We start from the raw sequence: 17,513 nt of genomic DNA, 5'->3' as shown, positions 1-17,513 counted from the left end.
GTCCGCGATGGCGCCTGCCTTGCCGCTGTCCAGCGGCCGGAATTCCGGCAACGGCCGGGACGCCACTTCCCGGGCCTCGCCGATCTCCATTCCCAATCCGCACAGCACGGTCGCTGCCACGGCCCGATCGTGACCGGCCGGCGTGAGCCCATGCGCCACGCTGCGCATTGCCTGCGTGATCGTCCCGCTGATCATGTCCATCGCCGCCGCCTCGCTGGCGATGCGGAAACTGCCCTGCTTGACGCCTAGCCGCAGATCGGCCAGCGCGTCGCTGCTGATCTGCCGGATCAGCGCCGGGGAGGCCGACACCACGTCGAGCAGGACCAGCGCCCACTGCGGACTTTGCTGCGCCAGCCACAAGTAGCGGCGGTTGCCGATCGCCATCCGTTCCGCGCCCGCGGCGATATGCGCGTAGCTGTCGGATATCCGCTGGCACAGCGTCTGACCGACCCACAAGGCGATCGCCTCGATGATCTGGCTGCGCGATTCGAAGTGGTTGTAGACGGTGGCCGGCGTCATGCCCGCGACGCCGGCGATCTCCTGGATCGTCGCCGCGCCGATACCCCGCGTCGAGATCACCTGAATCGCGGCGGCGAGCAACTGCCGCCGCGTCCGTTCCCGCTTGGGAAGGGGCGTCGCCGATACCGTCAGCGTGTCGTGCAACTCGGCCGGCAATGGCGGCATTGACAATGCCATGCCGACTGCTATATTTCGCATGCCATCCATTTTTAGATGGTCCATATAAATTTTAATTACCAATGTGATTCTACCGCGATTGGAGCGAGACGACGATGCAGGCCGCAATCAAGCTGGGATATCTGGTGTTCGAGGTGCGCAAGCCCAACCGGTGGGCGCAGTTTTGTGAAGGCATGCTGGGTGTGCCGGCGCCGCTGGCCAATACCGACGGCAGCCTCGGCTTTCAGCTGGACGAGGCGGCGCAGCGGCTGGTGGTGCGGCCCGGCGACGCGGACGATCTCGCCGCGCTGGGACTGGAGTGCGCCAGCGACGCGGTGCTCGACGCGCTGCTGCAGCGCCTGGAACGTGCCGGCCATGCGGTCGAAGGGGACCTGGCCGCGCTGGCGCGGGCGCGGCGCGTCCAGCGGCTGTGTCGCGTGATCGACCCGGCCGGCAATGCGGTGGAACTGCATACCGGCCCCCAATCCGCGGCCAGGCCCTTTGGTTCGAAGCTGGTATCCGGCGGCTTTTGCACCGGCGAGCTGGGCCTTGGCCATGCCGTGCTGGTGAGCCGCGATCCTGTCGCGATGGTGCGCTTCTATGTCGACGGGCTCGGTTTTGGCGTCAGCGAACGGCTGGCCACGCAAATCGGACCGATCACGTTGGGCGGCGTGTTCCTGCATTGCAATCGGCGGCACCATTCCGTGGCGATCTTCGACCTGCCGTGGAAAAAGCGTCTGCACCATTTCATGTTGCAGACACGGGAACTGGCCGATGTCGGCGCCGCCTTCGAACGCGCCGCGAGGCTGAAGGTCCCGCTGAGCCTCGGGCTGGGGCAGCATCCCGATCCCGACGGCACCTTCTCTTTCTATGGCCGCACGCCGTCCGGCTTCGATTTCGAGATCGGCGCCGGCAGCAAGGAGATCGAGCCGCGCGGCTGGCGGCCAGTGTCGGCGACGGTGACCAGCAGCTGGGGGCACAAGCCGCGCCTGCAATTGCGGTTGCGGATGGCAGCCGCGATGATCCGGCGATCCAGGCCGGCAGCCTGAGGCGCGGCACCGAGGCGTGGCTCTCCGATTGAAACTTCCGGTATGACGAAGGCAGGGCTCCATCGGCACGTAAACGCCGATGCGGCATCGCGAATACAATGGCAGCGGTGATTTTAGAAAAATGAGTCGGTCCGCGCGCACTGGTACGCGCCGCCGCACCAATCGCAAGGAGACATCCCGCCATGCAGATCGCGTCCCTGCTGGACCAGCCGCTCGGCAATCTTGCCGACTGCGTTCGCATTCACGCCAACACCCGCCCCGAGCATCCCGCCGTCATCGACGACTGCACCAGCCTGTCGTATCGCGAGTTCGACGCGCTGGTCGACCGCGTCGCGGCGGCGTTGCAGCGCGATGGCTTGCAGCCGGGCGATGCGCTGGCGATCTGCGCCGCCGCCTCGAGCGAGTACGCGGCGGTGTTCCTCGGCGGGCTGCGCGCGGGCGTGGCCATCGCGCCGCTGGCGCCATCATCGACGCCGCAGGCGCTGGCCGGCATGATCGCCGACTCCGATGCGAAGCTGCTGTTCGTCGACGCCCCGGTGCTTGGCGCATTGCAGGGAGCAGGCATCGAGGCCACGGTGCCGCGGATCGGGCTGGGGGACGCGCAGACCGGCAGGGCCTTCGCCGACTGGCTGGCGCCGGCCGGCAGCCGGCCGCGCGAGACGCCGCTGCGAGACGGCCAGGTCTTCAACATCATCTATTCGTCCGGCACCACCGGCGCGCCCAAGGGCATCGTGCACGACTACGCGCTGCGCTGGAACCAGATCCGCCGCGTCAACGAGACTGGTGGCTACGGACCCGATGCGGTGACGCTGATCGCCACGCCGCTGTATTCGAACACCACGCTGGTCAGCTTCATCCCGACGCTGGCGCTCGGCGGCACCGTGGTGCTGATGCCGAAATTCGACGCGCAGCGCTATCTCGAACTGGCCGAGCGGCATCGCGTCACCCACGCGATGCTGGTGCCGGTGCAATACCAGCGGCTGCTGGCGCGCGACGATTTCGATCGCTACGACCTGTCGTCGTTCCGGATGAAGTTCTCGACCAGCGCGCCGCTGTCCGCGGCGCTGAAGGCGGATATCCTGCGCCGCTGGCCGGGCGGACTGGTCGAGTACTACGGCATGACCGAAGGCGGCGGCAGCTGCGTGCTGGCCGCGCACGAATTCCCGGACAAGCTGCATACGGTCGGCAAGCCGATGGAAGGGCACGACATCCGGCTGATCGACGACGAGGGCAACGAGGTGCCGGTGGGCCAGATCGGCGAGGTTGTGGGGCATTCGAACACCATCATGGCTGGCTATCACAAGCAGCCCGACAAAACGGCCGCCGCGGAGTGGTACGACGCGACCGGCAAGCGCTTCATCCGGACGGGCGACGTCGGCCGCTTCGACGAGGACGGTTTCCTGACGCTGATGGACCGCAAGAAGGACATGATCATCAGCGGCGGCTTCAATATCTATCCGAGCGACCTCGAAGCGGTGCTGCAGCAGCATGCCGACGTGGTCGAATGCGCGGTGGTCGGCGTGCCGTCGCAAAGCTGGGGCGAGACGCCGGTGGCCTTCGTGGTGTTGCGCGAGGGTGCGGCCGTCGAAGCCGAGGCGCTGCGTGAATGGGTCAACGCGCAGGTCGGCAAGACGCAGCGTCTCGCCGCGCTGGAACTGTGCGCGCAGCTGCCGCGCAGCGCGATCGGCAAGGTGCTCAAGCGCGAACTGCGCGATGGGTTTCGTGGAGGCAGGGCGCTCGATTGAGCGCTGTCGTGCGTGGGAGCGCGGTTGCCCTCTCCCCCGGCCCCTTTCCCGCAAGCGGGAGAGGGGAAAAAACCGACGGTCTCACACCCGTTCCCGAACGGTATTCTCCCTCTCCCCCAGCCCCCTCCCCCGCGAGCGGGAGAGGCGAGTAAACCGCCGGTACCACGATGGCTTGCGCACTGTGTTCACCCTCTCCCCCTCAGGGGGAGAGGGCCGGGGAGAGGGGGTGGTCTTCATCGCCCCATGAGCCCACTGCCCGCCCGCTATAATCCGCCGACCGATCGACCGCCCACGCACTCCTCCATGCTCAAGGACCCTGTCGAAGCCCGCCCGACGCGCCGCTATGTCGAGAAGCGCGAGACCATTCTCGATGCGGCCGCGATGCGCTTCAACCGCAAGGGCGTGCGCGGCACCACGCTGTCGGACGTTGCGCAGGACGTCGGCCTGAGCACCAACAGCATCACCTACTACTACCGCAAGAAGGAAGACCTGGTGGTCGCCTGCCTGTTGCGGACCATCGACGAGATGGTCGGCATCGCGGCGCAGGCTGGCGCGCTGCCCACGCCGGGCGAGCGGGTGGCAGGGTTTATCCGTTTGTTCTTTGCTCGGCTCGCGTTGACGGCCACCGGCGAGCGTCCGGAGCTGATGAGCTTTCGCGAGATTCGCACGCTGCCCGACAGCCATGCCGAGGTCGCGTTCAGCGCGTACAACGACATGTTCCGCCGCATCCGCCAGCTGCTGCGCGAGCGCACGCCGGCCGACGCGGCCGAGCGCAGCGTGCTGAGCGCGCGTGCCCACCTGCTGCTGTCGCTGGCAACGGGCGCGATGGTCTGGATCGAGCGCTACGAACCCGAGGACTATCCGAAGGTCGCCGAGTCGGTGATCGACCTGCTGCTGCATGGCATCGGCTCGCGCGCGGCGCGCTGGCAGGAGGCGGTCGATACGGCCGCGCTACTACCTTGCCTCGACCAGCCGGAGACCACGCAGCAGGCCTTCCTGCGTGCCGCCACCGACCTGCTGAACGAGCAAGGCTATCGCGGCGCCTCTGCCGACCGTATCTCGGCGCGGCTCAATCTGACCAAGGGTTCGTTCTATCACCACAACGAAAACAAGGACGACCTGATCGCCGCCTGCTTCGACCGGATGTTCGACGTGATACGCAGCACGCAGACGCTGGTCGAGGACGGGCCCGGTACCGGCTGGGACAAGCTGTGCGCGGTCACGCGCGCGCTGGTCCACTACCAGTTCTCCAGCCAGGGACCGCTGCTGCGGCTGACGATCTATGGCGCCTTGCCCGAGGAAATGCGCAAGGAGAAGATGCTGACGATGAACCGGCTGTCGGCGCGCTTCGTGCGATTCCTGGTGCAGGGCATGCAGGACGGCTCGATCCGGCCGCTCGACCAATCGATCGCGGCGCTGCAGATCAACGGCATGATCAACGCCGCGGTCGAGCTGCGCCGCTGGGTGCGCGATGCCTCGGCGGACAACGCGGCCGATCTGTTCGTGCGGCCGCTGCTGATGGGGATCCTGTCGCCGGCGTAGCGGCGTTCGGCGTGGTCGGCACGGCAGTATCGTCCAGTCGTACTGCCGCTCGTATCGCTGATTCGTATCGCTGATTCGTACCCGCTGATTCGTACCGCTTATTCGTAAAGATGGCAGGCCACCATCTGCCCGTCGCCGCTGTCGCGCAGCGCCGGCTCCTGTGACTTGCAGCGCTCCATCGCCACCGGGCAACGCGTATGGAAGCGGCAGCCCGATGGCGGATGCATCGGGCTGGGGACCTCGCCGCGCAGCACGATCCGCTTGCGCTGGCGCTCGGCCTCGACGTTCGCCACCGGCACCGCCGACAGCAGCGCCTGCGTGTACGGATGGCGCGGCTGCGCATAGAGCGCATCCCGATCGGCGATCTCGACGATGCGGCCGAGGTACATCACCGCGATGCGGTCGCTGATATGGCGCACCACGGCCAGATCGTGCGCGATGAACAGATACGACAGCCCGAGCCGCCGCTGCAGGTCCATGAAGACGTTGACCACCTGCGCCTGGATCGAGACGTCCAGCGCCGATACCGGTTCGTCGCAGACGATCACGCCGGGCTTGAGGGCCAGCGCACGGGCGATGCCGATGCGCTGGCGCTGCCCGCCGGAGAACTCGTGCGGATAGCGGTCCGCCATATAGGGCAGCAGTCCCACCATCTCCAGCAGCTCGCCCACACGCGCCCGCGTGGCCGCGCGATCGCCGGCCATGCCATGGATCTCCAGCGGCTCGGCCACGATATCGCGCACCTTCATGCGAGGGTTCAACGAACCGAACGGATCCTGGTAGACCATCTGCACGCTGCGGCGGAAGTGCTTCTCCTGGGCGCGCGTCATCTGCGCGAGATCGGTGCCGTCGTAGTCGATGCGTCCGCCGCTGGCCGCCAGCATCTTCAGGATCGCCAGTCCGGTGGTCGACTTGCCGCAGCCGCTCTCGCCGACCAGGCCCAAGGTCTCGCCCTGTCGCAGCGTGAACGACACGCCGTCGACCGCCTTGACCGAGCCGACCTGGCGCTTGAGCACCACGCCGCGCATGACGGGGAAATGCACCTTCAGGTCTTGCACCCGCAGGATCTCGCGGCCGATGGTGCGAGGGCGGGGCGCCGGGGTTGGCACGGCCAGCGGCATGCCATCGGCAGCGAAGGCGGCATCGTTGATGGCGGGCGTATCGAGCGCGGCGGTGGCGGTCATGGCGTCTCCTGCAGATGGCAGGCATTCAGATGAATGGAAAGCCCGCGGCCATCGGCGGTGGTCTTCAGCATCGGGCGCGTGACGCGGCATTGCGCCTGGGCCAGCGCGCAGCGCGGTTGAAAGGCGCAGCCGGGACCGAGCGCGGTCAGGTCCGGCGGCTGGCCCTCGATCGGCACCAGCGCCTGGCTGGTGTCGCCATCGAGCCGCGGCACGCAGGCCATCAGCCCGCGCGTGTAGGGATGGCGCGGGTCGCGGTACAGCTCGTCGGCCGAGGCCATCTCGACCAGGCGGCCGCCATACATCACCGCGACGCGATCGGCGTAGCGCGCCACCACGCCGAGGTCATGCGTGATCAGGATCAGCGCGGTGCCCAGCCGCTGCGCCAGGTCCTTCAGCAGATCGAGGATCTGCGCCTGTACCGTGACATCGAGCGCGGTGGTCGGCTCGTCGGCGATGATCAGCTGCGGCTTGCAGGCCAGCGCCATCGCGATCATCGCGCGCTGCCGCATGCCGCCCGAGAACTGGTGCGGATAGGCGTTCAGGCGGCTGGCCGGCTCGGGAATCTGCACCTGGCCGAGCAGCTCGGCGGCCATGCCCAGCGCGGTCTTCCACGGCAGCTTCTGATGCAGCTGGATCGGCTCGGCGATCTGCTTGCCGATCGTCAGCGCCGGGTTCATCGACGACATCGGCTCCTGGAAGATCATTGCGATGCGATTGCCGCGGATGGCGCGCATCGCGTCGGCATCGAGCTTGAGCAGGTCCTGGCCGTCGAACAGGATCTCGCCGCCGTCGATCGAACCGGGCGGGCGCGGGATCAGGCCGAGGATCGACAGCGCGGTCACGCTCTTGCCGGAACCCGATTCGCCGACGATGGCGAGCGTCTCCCCGGGCGCCACGTCGAAGGAGACCTGATCGACCGCGGTGACCACGCCGCGATCGGTACGAAAGCGGGTGGTCAGATTGCGGACCTGCAGGATCGGCTGCGTCATTGGCTTCCTCCTGGTATGGCATCCACGTCGTTCCCGTCTGCTTGAGGCCACAGGAACGTTTCGCAACTCCGTCGTCCCCGCGAATGCGGGGACCCAGTGACTTCAACGAGCTCATCAAGCCGCTGGGCCCCCGCTTTCGCGGGGGCGACAGGGATGTTCTGCTCCTCTGTCCCCGTCGTCCCCGCGAATGCGGGGACCCAGTGACTTCCATGAGTCCATCAAGCCGCTGGGCCCCCGCCTGCGCGGGGGCGACAGGGATGTTCTGCTCCTCTGTCCCCGTCGTCCCCGCGAATGCGGGGACCCAGTGACTTCCATGAGTCCATCAAGCCGCTGGGCCCCCGCCTGCGCGGGGGCGACAATCATCGGGCCGTCAGAAGCCCATCTTCTTCTTCATCTCCTGGTCGATCCAAAGCCGCGCGTAGATCGGTCCGGGCCTCACCGCGCCGGCGCGCAGCTCGCCGCCGTAGTTCTTGACCCACGGCCACCAGGCCGTATAGACGTACTGCGTCGGCAGCCAGATATACGGGGCCTGCGCGACGATCTCGCGCGTCAGCGCGCGCAGCGCCTCCTGCCGCTTGCCAACGTCTCGCAGCTCGAAGGCCTCCTCGACCTTCTTGTCGAACTTTGGGTCGTTCCATTGCGAGGCGTTCCACACCTGGCCGCTGACGAAGCTCTTGCGAATCGTCGTGGTCGGATTGGTATGGCCGTTGTTCATCATGTAGCCGGGCGCATTGGTCTTGGTCGTCATCGCCGACAGGAAGGCGCCGTACTCCATCGGCTGGATCTGGATGCGCACGCCTACCTGTTCGAGATAGGCGGCGATCAGCGGCAGCAGCTCCATATGGTCCGGGCTGCAGGCGCAGGCCTGCACCTTGAAGGTAAATCCCTTCGGATAGCCGGCCTCGGCGAGCAGCTTGCGCGCCTTGTCGGGGTTGTAGGTGAACAGCTCCTTGACGTTGTCCGGCATCGCGCTCAGGGGCTCGTAGTAGCCGCCGTAGTCGGGATGCTGCGGATAGGCGAACAGCTCCGCATTGCCGCCGTAGTACTGCTTGACGATCTCCTGCTTGTTGACCGCCATGTTCAGCGCGCGCCGGACCCGGATGTCGTTGAACGGCTTGGTATCGACCCGCAGCGCCAGATACTGGCCGGTGTACGACAGCCAGCGCGACCACTGCAGCTGCGGGGCGCTGCGCTTGAGCTCGTCGACCGCGGTCCAGCGCAACCCCTCCATGATGTCGATCTTGCCGGTGCGCAGCATCGTGTTGCGCGTGGCCTCGTCCTTGATCGTGCGCAGCACCACCTTGTCGACGAAGGGCAGCTTGTAGTCCTTGTTGCCGATGCGCTCGCTGTCCCAGTACTGCGGGTTCTTCGTGTAGGTGCTGGCGTTGCCCTGCACGAACTGGGTCAGCGTGAACGGGCCGGTGCCGTTGACGTTCTTCCAGTTGGCGGCGCCGGCAGTGGCAACCTCCTTGGGCATGATCCCCGAGTAGTAGCCCCAGCCGAAGCGGTAGTCCCACTCGGCGTTGAATTCCTTGAAGCGGAACAGCACCGTGTGCTTGTCGCGCGCCTCGACCTTGCTCAGGTGATCGAAATAGGTCGGAATCTTCTTGGCGCTGGCCTCCTGCCGGCCGTAGCTGAACACCACGTCCTCGGCGACCAGCTCGCGCTCTTCCATCACGCCCGGTTTGGCCGGGAACTTGACGCCCTTGCGCAGCTTGACCTCGAGCGTCAGCGGATCGGTCCATTTCCACGACTCGGCCAGCTCGCCGCGGATCGCGTCCTCCGGCAGCCAGGCATCGGCCTGGAACGCGTACTTGCCGCCGTTGCGCTTGGACTTGCTCAGGTCGGCGACGAACAGCTGCTCGTAGACCTGGCCGGTGTCGTAGTTCTGCTTCCAGTTCCAGTCGGCCAGATCCCACGACAGGGCCGAGATGGTCGGATAGACCGAGCCGATCTCCACGGTGCCGCCGTACTTCGGCGCCTCGGGCTGCGCGAGGGCGCTGCCGGCCGCCAGGGCCAGCCCGACAGCGGCGGCGATTGCCGCTCCCCGTTTTGCCGGGCGGCGAACCGCCTTGTCGTTGTCGATCATCGCTGTCTCCTGTCTCTGTTCTTGTATGGGATGGGTCCGTGCCGTGCTGCCGCGTGCCGCACTACCGGAGGCTGTGCTGCCGCCCGGCGCATGGCCGGGCGATGCCGCTACCGCGTGCCCCGCATGCGCGGATCGAGCAGGTCGCGCAGCGCGTCGCCGTAGACGTTGATCGCGTAGACCACCACGGTCAGGCAGGCGCCGGGCGCTAGCGCGAGCCACGGGCCCTGGAACATGAAGGTGCGGCCGTCGCCGGACAGCATGCCGCCCCAGGTCGGCGCCGGCGGCGGCACGCCTAGGCCCAGGAAGGACAGGCCGGACTCGGCGAGGATCGCGGTGCCGACGCGCGTGGTGAACAGCACGATCACTGGCGGCAGCACGTTCGGCAGGATGTGGCGCCACAGGATGCGCGGCGTCGACGCGCCCATCGACTGCGCGGCGTGCACATACATGTTCTCGCGCACCGACACCACGGCGCTGCGCACGATGCGCGAGCCGCCGATGCCGAGCAGCAGGCCCAGCGTCACCACGATCTGCCAGCTGCCCGGGCCGAGCACCGACACCACGACGATCAGGATCACCAGATCGGGAAAGCTCATCCATGCATCGACGAAGCGCTGCACCACCAGATCGAACTTGCCGCCGAGATAGCCGGTCAGGATGCCGAGCAACACCGATACCGCGGTGGCAAGCGTCGCGGCCGACAGCCCGATCACTACCGACAGCTGCGCGCCGTACAGGCAGCGCGACAGCATGTCGCGGCCCAGATTGTCGGTGCCGAACGGATGCGCCCACGACGGCGGCTGCAGCCGATGCAGCATGTTGATCTCGTTGACGCCGTAGGGCGCCAGCACGTCGGCGAAGACGCCGCAGAACAGGAAGATCGCGCAGATCACCGCGCCCGCCGCACCCAGCGGCTTGTCGCGGAACAGGCGGCGCAGCAGGCCGAAGCCGGGCCAGTGGCGGGTGGCGGTCGACGTTGCCGCCGTTGTCGTTGCCGCTGCCACGGCCGCGTCGGCAGCGGACGGTGCGACGGAGGGCAGGGGAGTCACGGAACGTGCCATCAGCGATGCCTCACTTTCGGATCGAACAATCCGTAGCTCAGGTCCACCAGCAGATTGATCAGCATCACCGCGACGCCGACCACCAGGAACACGCCGGTGATCACCGGATAGTCGCGCTGATGCACCGCGTCGAGCAGCAGCAGGCCCATGCCGGGCAGCGCGAAGATCTGCTCGATGATCACTGCGCCGCCGATCAGCAGCGGCGCCTGCAGGCCCACCAGCGTGACCACCGGAATCAGCGCGTTGCGCAGCGCATGCCGCAGGATCACCATCCGCTCGTTCAGCCCCTTGGCCCAGGCGGTACGGATATAGTCCTGGCGCAGCACCTCGAGCATCATCGTGCGCGTCATCCGCATCGTGATCGCCGACAGCGCCATGCCGAGCACGATGGCCGGCACCAGCATCTGCTGCAGGTGCTGCAGCGGGTTCTCGCGGAACGGCACGTAGCGGACCTCCGGCGACCAGCCCCACCAGACCGACGGAAACACCATCACCATCGTGCCCAGCCAGAAGCTCGGCACCGCCAGCATCAGGATCGAGAACGAGCGCGCCACGTAGTCGGCTGCGCTGTCCTGCCGGATCGCCGACAGCACCCCGATCGGCAGCGCCACCGACAGCGCCACCACCAGCGCGATGACGCCGAGCGACAGCGTCACCGGGATGCGCGCCATTACCATCTTCAGCACCGGCTCGCCCTGCCACAGCGACACGCCAAGGTCGCCGTGCAGCACGATATTGCCGACCCAGTGCAGGTATTGCTGCCACATCGGCCGATCGAGGCCGAGCAGCTGCATCAGTTCCTCGCGGCTGCGCACATCGGCACTGATGTCGTTCTGGCTCAGCATCAGGTCGACCACGTCGCCCGGCACCAGCCGCACGATCGAGAACACGATGATGCTGGCGAACAGCAGCGTGGGCAGCAGCGCCAGCAGCCGGCGCATCAAGTAGGCGCTCATGGGCGCCTCGCATGGCGGGCGGCGCGGCTGACCGCGCGCGCCAATGCCGGCGGGGATACCGGCAACACGATTTCTGCTGATGCTCCGGCCATGCTGTCTCCTGTTTCCGCCTACAGGTCATTGCCTGTGGCGGTATTTCGGCACGCGGAATGCAGTTTTTGTGCGGGGCAATGCAGCGATCAGCCTTGGGCCGATCGCGATCCCAGCATACTCATCGTTCGAAGCGATGACAACCCGAAGGCACGCCCCTTGGTCTAGTGAATTTCCCGGGGGCGGGCCGCCGTGCGGCCCAAGCTGTCTCCCCGGTACCGGCTAGTAGCCGCGCAGCCGTGCCCAGCGATCGGCGTGGAAGTTGGCGTCGCCCAGCCACTCCTGCGCGGTGCGCGCCCGCTTCATGAAGAAGCCGATTTCGAACTCGTCGGTCATGCCGATGCCGCCGTGCATCTGCACGCCTTCCTGCACCGCGAGCGTCGCGGTCTCGCCCGCCTTGGCCTTGGCGGCCGATACCAGCGCCTCTGGGCCGTCCGGCACCGACTCGTCCAGCCGTTGCTGGCAGCGCAGCACGATGGCGCGCGTCAGCTCGAGTTCGGTGAACAGATGGGCGGCGCGATGCTGCAGCGCCTGGAATTCGCCGATGATCTTGCCGAACTGTCGGCGCTCCTTCAGATAGGCCAGCGTGCGGGCGAAGGCCTCGTCCGCGATGCCCAGCAGCTCGGACGACAGCACCGCGCGGCCGATGTCGAGCGCGCGCTCGAGGATCGCACCACCGCCATCGACGTCGCCGAGGACCGCATCGGCGGGCACCTGCACCCCTTCGAAGACGATGCGCGCGGCCTGCGTGGCGTCGGCCAATACCACCCGTTCGATTCGCACGCCAGCACTGGTGCGGGGTACCAGCAGCAGCGTGATGCCGTGCGTGTCCTCGCTGTGTCCCGCCTGGGGATCGGCGGTGCGCGCCGCGACGATCAGCGTGTCCGCCACGTGGCCGTCGACGACCAGCTGCTTGCTGCCGTCGAGCCGATAGCCGCCGGCATCGGGCGTCGCGCGGGTGGACAGGCGGAACGGCCGATGCTTGCCGGCCTCGTCCAGCGCCAGTGCGGTCAGGTGCCGGCCGGCCGCGATGGCGGGCAGCAGCGCGTCGCGTTGTGCGTCGGTGCCGAAGTGGGTCAGCAGCGAGGCGCCGAGCACCGAGGTGGAGAGGAAGGGCGACGGCGCCAGCGTGCGGCCGATCGCCTCCATGATGACGCCCGCTTCCACCACGCCGAGCCCGCTGCCGCCGTACGCCTCCGGCACGAGCACGCCGGCGAGGCCGAGATCGGCAAAGCGTTGCCACAGCTCGCGCGAGAAGCCGGTCGGGTCGCCGCTGTCGCGCATCGCGCGCAGCGCCGAGATCGGTGCGTTCTCGCGCAGGAAGGTCAGCGCGCTGTCGCGCAGCATGTCCTGGGTGTCGTTCAGTACGATGGCCATGTCGATGTCCGCGAAGGTAGCCGCCGAGTCGCGCGATCGCGCGGTCCCGGCACGGTGAAGGGAGGGAGGGGCCGTCAGGCCCCGGGCAGGCCGAGGATCCGCTTGGCGACGATGTTCAGCTGGACCTCGCTGGTGCCGCCTTCGATCGAGTTGGCCTTGGTGCGCAGCCAGGCGCGCGCGGTGGCGCCCTGCTGGCTGCGTTCGCTTTCCCATTCGAGCGCGTCGCTGCCGCCGATCGACATCAGCAGTTCGTAGCGCCGCTTGTTCAGCTCGGCGCCGTAGTACTTCAGCACCGACGAAAACGCGGCAATGCCCTCGCCCTGTCTGGCGAGGTCGCGCACCCGTTCGCCGGCGAAGCCGAACGCGGCCTCGTCGATCTCGAAGCGGGCCAGCTGCGCGCGCAGCATCGGCTCGTCGAGGCGGCCGGCCGCGTCGGTGCCGATCGCCTTGGCGGCATGGCGTCCCAGTGGCTGCCGGAAGCCGCGGCTGCCAATCGCGCTGATCATGTCGCGCTCATGGGTCAGCAGATACTTGGCGATCTCCCAGCCGCCGTTCAGCTCACCGACCAGCTGGTCGCGCGGCACCACGACATCGTCGAAGAAGGTCTCGCAGAACGGCGACTTGCCGGAGATCAGCACGATCGGCCGTGTCGTCACCCCGGGCGTCTCCATGTCGAACAGCAGGAAGCTGATGCCGGTGTGCTTCTGCGCGGAGAAGTCGGTGCGCACCAGGCAGAAGATCCAGTCGGCCTTGTCGGCATACGAGGTCCAGATCTTCTGGCCGTTGACGACGAAGTGGTCGCCACGGTCCTCGGCGCGCGTCTGCAGCGCCGCCAGGTCGGAGCCGGCGTTCGGCTCGGAATAGCCTTGGCACCAGCGGATCTCGCCGCGCGCGATCTTCGGCAGGTGCTCGCGCTTCTGCGCCTCGCTGCCGTACTTCAGCAGGGCCGGCCCCAGCATCGAGATGCCGAAGCTCTGCAGCGGCACCCAGCAGCCGAGCCGCTGCATTTCCTCGCGCAGCACCTTGGCCTGTTCGCGGCTCAGGCCGCCGCCACCGTATTCGCGCGGCCATTCGGGCACGGTCCAGCCGCGCTCGGCCATCCGTTCGAGCCACTGGCGCTGCGCCTCGGAGCGGAAGCGGAACTTGCGTCCGCCCCAGCAGATGTCCTCGTCGTCCTGCACCGGCTGCCGCATCTCGGGCGGGCAATTGTCCTGCAGCCAGGCGTGCGTCTGCTGCCGGAACGTCTCCAGGTCTTCCACGGTGGTCTCCTGTCGCGGTGGGCGGCCTCTGCGGGCCGTCGTCTCTTGCTCGAACCGTGCGCCGCGTGATGCCGAATGCGGCGATCAAGGGCGTGCAGGGCCGTTATACAAGCGTGCGCCGGACATCGTCAATACGCCATTTACGAAAACGGTATCGGCCATGCAAACGGCGCATACCGGCTATGCCGCACACGGCGCGGATAAAAAGGCAATATGGCGGAGGGACGGCCTTGTGCTAGCATCGCCGGAAACATACCAACATCACGAAACAGGCCGGCGGCGCCATCTGACGCCCAGCTCGGCCCAAGGTGGAGACATGCAGACCAGCGAGCCTTCGACGGACGATGCGGTGTGGACCTTCCCGGGCGCGCGTGCGCCTGACCGCCAGCGCTGGGTCGATGCGAGCGGCTTGCGGCTGGCCGTCTACGAATGGGGCGAGTCGGACGCCACGCCGCTGCTGCTGGTCCATGGCGCGCTCGACTTCGCCCGCACCTTCGATGCGTTTGCGCCGCTGCTGGCCGATGCGGGATACCGCGTGGTGTCGTACGACCATCGCGGCCATGGCGATTCCGATCACGCCGATCTATACAACTGGGTTGCCGACGTGCGCGACATGCTGGCGGTGGCGGACTCGATCACGCGGGAGCCGTGCCTGGCGGTCGGCCACAGCAAGGGCGGCTCGCTGCTGGTGCAGGCGATCCAGGCGCTGCCGCACCGGTTCACCCGTTTCGCCGCGATCGATGGCCTGCCGTTCCGCAGCCCGCATGCCGACAGCGCGGTACGCGAACGCAAGTCCTCGCTGACCGGGCCGGTCATTACCCGCTGGCTCGATGCGCGGCGGCGCAGCGGCGAGCTCGAGCGGCGGCCCGGCACGCTGGAGGAACTGGCGCAGCGCCGCGCCAGGATGAACCCGCGCCTGAGCCACGAGTGGCTGTGCTACATCGCCTCGCACGGCGCACGCCGCGACGAACAGGGCTGGCGCTGGAAGCTGGACCCCGCGATCGGCGTGGGCGGCTTCGGGCCGATGCGTGTGCGCTGGATGACCGACAGGCTGCCGGGCTTTCCGATTCCGATGCTGGCGATCTTCGGCTCCGAGAAGGAGCCGATGGGCTGGGACGCGACAGCCGACGACCTGATGCCGTTCTTCCCCGCCAGCACGGAAGTCCATCGGATGCAGGACGTCGGCCATTTCATCCATATCGAACGGCCGCAGAAAACGGCGCGCCGCATCCTGCAGTTCTTCGGGGCATGACCATGTCCTTGACCTCATCCCAGCGCCAATCGCCGGGCCAATCGCCGGGCCAATCGCCGCGCCAATATCTGCGTCACCATCGTCTGCGGCTCGCGCTGCATCGGCTCAAGGATGGCGGCGGTCATCCGCTGCTGTTGCTGCACGGCCTGGGCGAGCGCTCGCCTGCCACGCTGCCGGCCGAATATTCAAGTTGGCCCGGCCCCGTCCATGCGCTCGACTTCACCGGCCACGGTGAATCGGACCTGCCGCGCGGCGGCGGCTACAGCTGCGAGTTCCTGATGGCCGACGCCGACATCGCGTTGGCGCACCTGGGCCCGTGCACGCTTTCCGGACGCGGCATCGGCGGTTATGTCGCGCTGCTGCTGGCAGGCGCGCGTCCCGGCGAGGTACGTGGCGCCATCGTCCGCGATGGGCCCGGACTGTGCGGCGGCGGCGCGGCGCGCAGCCCCTATATCCCCGTGCCCGACCTGAGCCAACTGGCGCCGCCCGATCCCTTTGCGATTGCCGAGCTCGCCAATGACGTCCGTCCGCCCAGCTACGCGTCGAGCTTCGCGATGCTGGCGTCGCAGCATTCCGACCTCGACACGCCGATCTCGGTCTGCTGCTGCGAGCGTCCGCCGTGGCTTTCCGCGGTGATGGAGCTGCTGTCGCTGGAGCCGGTTGCGCTGGAGCAGGCCCTGCGGCAGTACGCGGCGATGCCGGCGCCCGGCATGCGTTCGGGGCCGGAGTCGGCATGAGCTCCGCACTGTCGCCGGCCCGCGAGTCCACCGATGTGGACGACGCCGATGCGGACGACGACGGCGAGCGCGGCTATCTGGACCATGTGTCGCGGCATTACCGCCGCAACGCGATGGCGTTCCTGGCGCACGGCATGCTCGGCATGACGGGCTTCCGGCTGGTCACCGCGCCGACCTTCGTGCCGGCCTATCTGTATCTGCTGTCCGGCTCCAAGCTGACCGTCGGGCTGGTGTTGTCGGCCCAGTACGCCGGCATGGCCGCGTCGTCGCTGTGGGGCGCGACGCTGATCGAGCATCGGCAGCAGGTGATGCCGATGCTGTACCGGGTCGGCTGGCTGGTGCGGCTGCAAGTGCTGGGGCTCGCATTGTCGGCGCTGTGGCTGTCGGGCGCGGCGGCACTGACGGCTGCCGCGGTCTTCCTGCTGCTGTTCGGCCTGCTGAACGGCGTGCAGAACGTCGCCTTTCAATACCTGACCTCGAAGATCATTCCGCTGCATCGCCGCGGCGGCCTCAGCGCGCTGCGCAACTTCTTCGGCGGGCTGACCGCGGCGGCGGTGGCCTGGCTTGGCGGACGCTATCTGGTCGGTCACGACGTGCTGGGCAACGGCTATGCCGCGACCTTCCTGGCCGCCTTCGTGCTGACCAGCCTCGGCATTTCGGCACTGGCCGGCATGCGCGAGCCCGCGTTGCAGGATGTGCGCCTGCCGGTCGGCTTCCGGCGCCGCATCCGCGAAGTGCCGGCGCTGCTGCGGGCGCAGCCCGACTTCGTTCGCTTCTTCGTCGCCCGCGCGCTGGTGGCGCTGGGCATGATGGCGATGCCGTTCTATGCGATCTATGCGGGCCAGCATATCGACCTGTCCGGTGCCACGCTCGGTTATCTGAGCCTGGCCTATCTGCTTGCGCAGACCGCGAGCAATCTGCTGTGGGGCCGGCTGGCCGACCGCCATGGCTATCGGCTCGTGTTCCTCGCCAGCATCGCGTTATGGATCGCCGCGACCGCGCTGTTGCTGGGCTGCGGCTCGCTGGGCTGGTTCGTGCTGGCCTTTTGCGGGCTGGGCGCGGGCTTCGGCGGCTTCTTTATATCCGCCGACAACCTGGTGATGGAATTCGGCGCGCGCAAGGACCGGCCGATGCTGCTGGCCGTCGCGGGCACCGGCACCTACGCGATGATGGCGATCGGCCCCGTGCTCGGCGGCATGCTGGCCCAGGGCGTCCGCTTCTGGCTGGTGTTCGCACTGGCCATCGCGGTCAAGTGCCTGGCATTCGCGATGGCACTGGCGATGAAGGACCCGCGACGGCGGCCCGGCCCGTTGCCGCCGAACCAGGGCGATCCGATGACGTCTTGACGGGCGGTTGCGATGCGAGAACGCCGACGCCCACGCTGACGCTTGCGCGAGTGTTTGCTCCCCTCTCCCGCAAGCGGAAGAGGGGAGAAAGACAGACGAAACAATCGGCGCGTCGCAGCGCACGGTTTGCTCCCCTCTCCCGCCTGCGGGAGAGGGGCTGGG

General features: G+C 67.8%; 14 protein-coding genes. 6 read left to right on the top strand and 8 right to left on the bottom strand.

Annotated elements, in window-relative coordinates; translation table 11 throughout:
* Positions 1-696 (bottom strand): TetR/AcrR family transcriptional regulator (locus B551_RS23020; protein WP_172682492.1); only part of this gene is annotated, 696 nt, incomplete at its 3' end.
* 95 nt (positions 697-791) lie between these two features.
* Between B551_RS23020 and B551_RS23015 the strand changes: the two genes are divergently transcribed.
* From B551_RS23015 to B551_RS23005, 3 genes are all read left to right on the top strand, one after another.
* The gene (locus B551_RS23015) at positions 792-1,724 is read left to right on the top strand and encodes a VOC family protein (RefSeq protein WP_006577158.1); all 933 of its coding nucleotides are present in this window, start codon (positions 792-794) and stop codon (positions 1,722-1,724) included.
* A 182-nt stretch (positions 1,725-1,906) separates the two neighbouring features.
* Positions 1,907-3,469, top strand: a complete 1,563-nt coding sequence (locus B551_RS23010; RefSeq protein WP_006577157.1) for a class I adenylate-forming enzyme family protein — start codon at positions 1,907-1,909, stop codon at positions 3,467-3,469.
* A gap of 303 nt (positions 3,470-3,772) precedes the next feature.
* On the top strand, positions 3,773-5,011 hold the full coding sequence (locus B551_RS23005) for a TetR/AcrR family transcriptional regulator (protein ID WP_006577156.1): 1,239 nt from the start codon (positions 3,773-3,775) through the stop codon (positions 5,009-5,011).
* A 98-nt stretch (positions 5,012-5,109) separates the two neighbouring features.
* Here the strand turns inward: B551_RS23005 and B551_RS23000 are convergent, their stop codons facing one another.
* From B551_RS23000 to B551_RS22970, 7 genes are all read right to left on the bottom strand, one after another.
* Positions 5,110-6,132, bottom strand: a complete 1,023-nt coding sequence (locus B551_RS23000) for an ABC transporter ATP-binding protein (protein ID WP_156526458.1) — start codon at positions 6,130-6,132, stop codon at positions 5,110-5,112.
* 59 nt (positions 6,133-6,191) lie between these two features.
* Complete coding sequence (locus B551_RS22995; protein WP_006577154.1) at positions 6,192-7,184, bottom strand: ABC transporter ATP-binding protein; 993 nt, start codon at positions 7,182-7,184, stop codon at positions 6,192-6,194.
* A 370-nt stretch (positions 7,185-7,554) separates the two neighbouring features.
* Positions 7,555-9,273, bottom strand: coding sequence for an ABC transporter substrate-binding protein (locus B551_RS22990; protein WP_006577153.1), 1,719 nt, complete (start codon positions 9,271-9,273; stop codon positions 7,555-7,557).
* 107 nt (positions 9,274-9,380) lie between these two features.
* Entirely contained in the window at positions 9,381-10,334 is a 954-nt protein-coding gene (locus B551_RS22985; RefSeq protein ID WP_023265099.1) for an ABC transporter permease, read from the bottom strand.
* Complete coding sequence (locus tag B551_RS22980) at positions 10,334-11,290, bottom strand: ABC transporter permease (RefSeq protein ID WP_006577151.1); 957 nt, start codon at positions 11,288-11,290, stop codon at positions 10,334-10,336. The genes B551_RS22985 and B551_RS22980 overlap by 1 nt, the downstream gene beginning before the upstream one ends.
* 312 nt (positions 11,291-11,602) lie before the next feature.
* Entirely contained in the window at positions 11,603-12,757 is a 1,155-nt protein-coding gene (locus tag B551_RS22975) for an acyl-CoA dehydrogenase family protein (RefSeq protein WP_006577150.1), read from the bottom strand.
* A 74-nt stretch (positions 12,758-12,831) separates the two neighbouring features.
* Positions 12,832-14,016, bottom strand: coding sequence for an acyl-CoA dehydrogenase family protein (locus tag B551_RS22970; RefSeq protein ID WP_006577149.1), 1,185 nt, complete (start codon positions 14,014-14,016; stop codon positions 12,832-12,834).
* A gap of 316 nt (positions 14,017-14,332) precedes the next feature.
* Here B551_RS22970 and B551_RS22965 point away from each other — a divergent pair, with 316 nt between their 5' ends.
* Genes B551_RS22965 through B551_RS22955 form a run of 3 tightly spaced genes read left to right on the top strand, consistent with a single transcriptional unit; the run spans position 14,333 to position 17,351 of the window.
* Complete coding sequence (locus tag B551_RS22965; protein ID WP_006577148.1) at positions 14,333-15,268, top strand: alpha/beta fold hydrolase; 936 nt, start codon at positions 14,333-14,335, stop codon at positions 15,266-15,268.
* Positions 15,265-16,005: a serine aminopeptidase domain-containing protein gene (locus tag B551_RS27305; protein ID WP_023265098.1), complete on the top strand. Its 741-nt coding sequence runs from the start codon at positions 15,265-15,267 to the stop codon at positions 16,003-16,005. The genes B551_RS22965 and B551_RS27305 overlap by 4 nt, the downstream gene beginning before the upstream one ends.
* Positions 16,002-17,351, top strand: coding sequence for an MFS transporter (locus B551_RS22955; RefSeq protein WP_006577145.1), 1,350 nt, complete (start codon positions 16,002-16,004; stop codon positions 17,349-17,351). Before B551_RS27305 ends, B551_RS22955 begins: the two co-directional genes overlap by 4 nt.
* Positions 17,352-17,513 lie beyond the last annotated feature (162 nt).

It is taken from the genome of Cupriavidus sp. HPC(L) (assembly GCF_000307735.3).
In the GTDB taxonomy this organism is placed as follows: domain Bacteria; phylum Pseudomonadota; class Gammaproteobacteria; order Burkholderiales; family Burkholderiaceae; genus Cupriavidus.
Note: the sequence above shows the minus strand (reverse complement) of the source record. Positions and strands in the feature narration are given on the sequence as shown.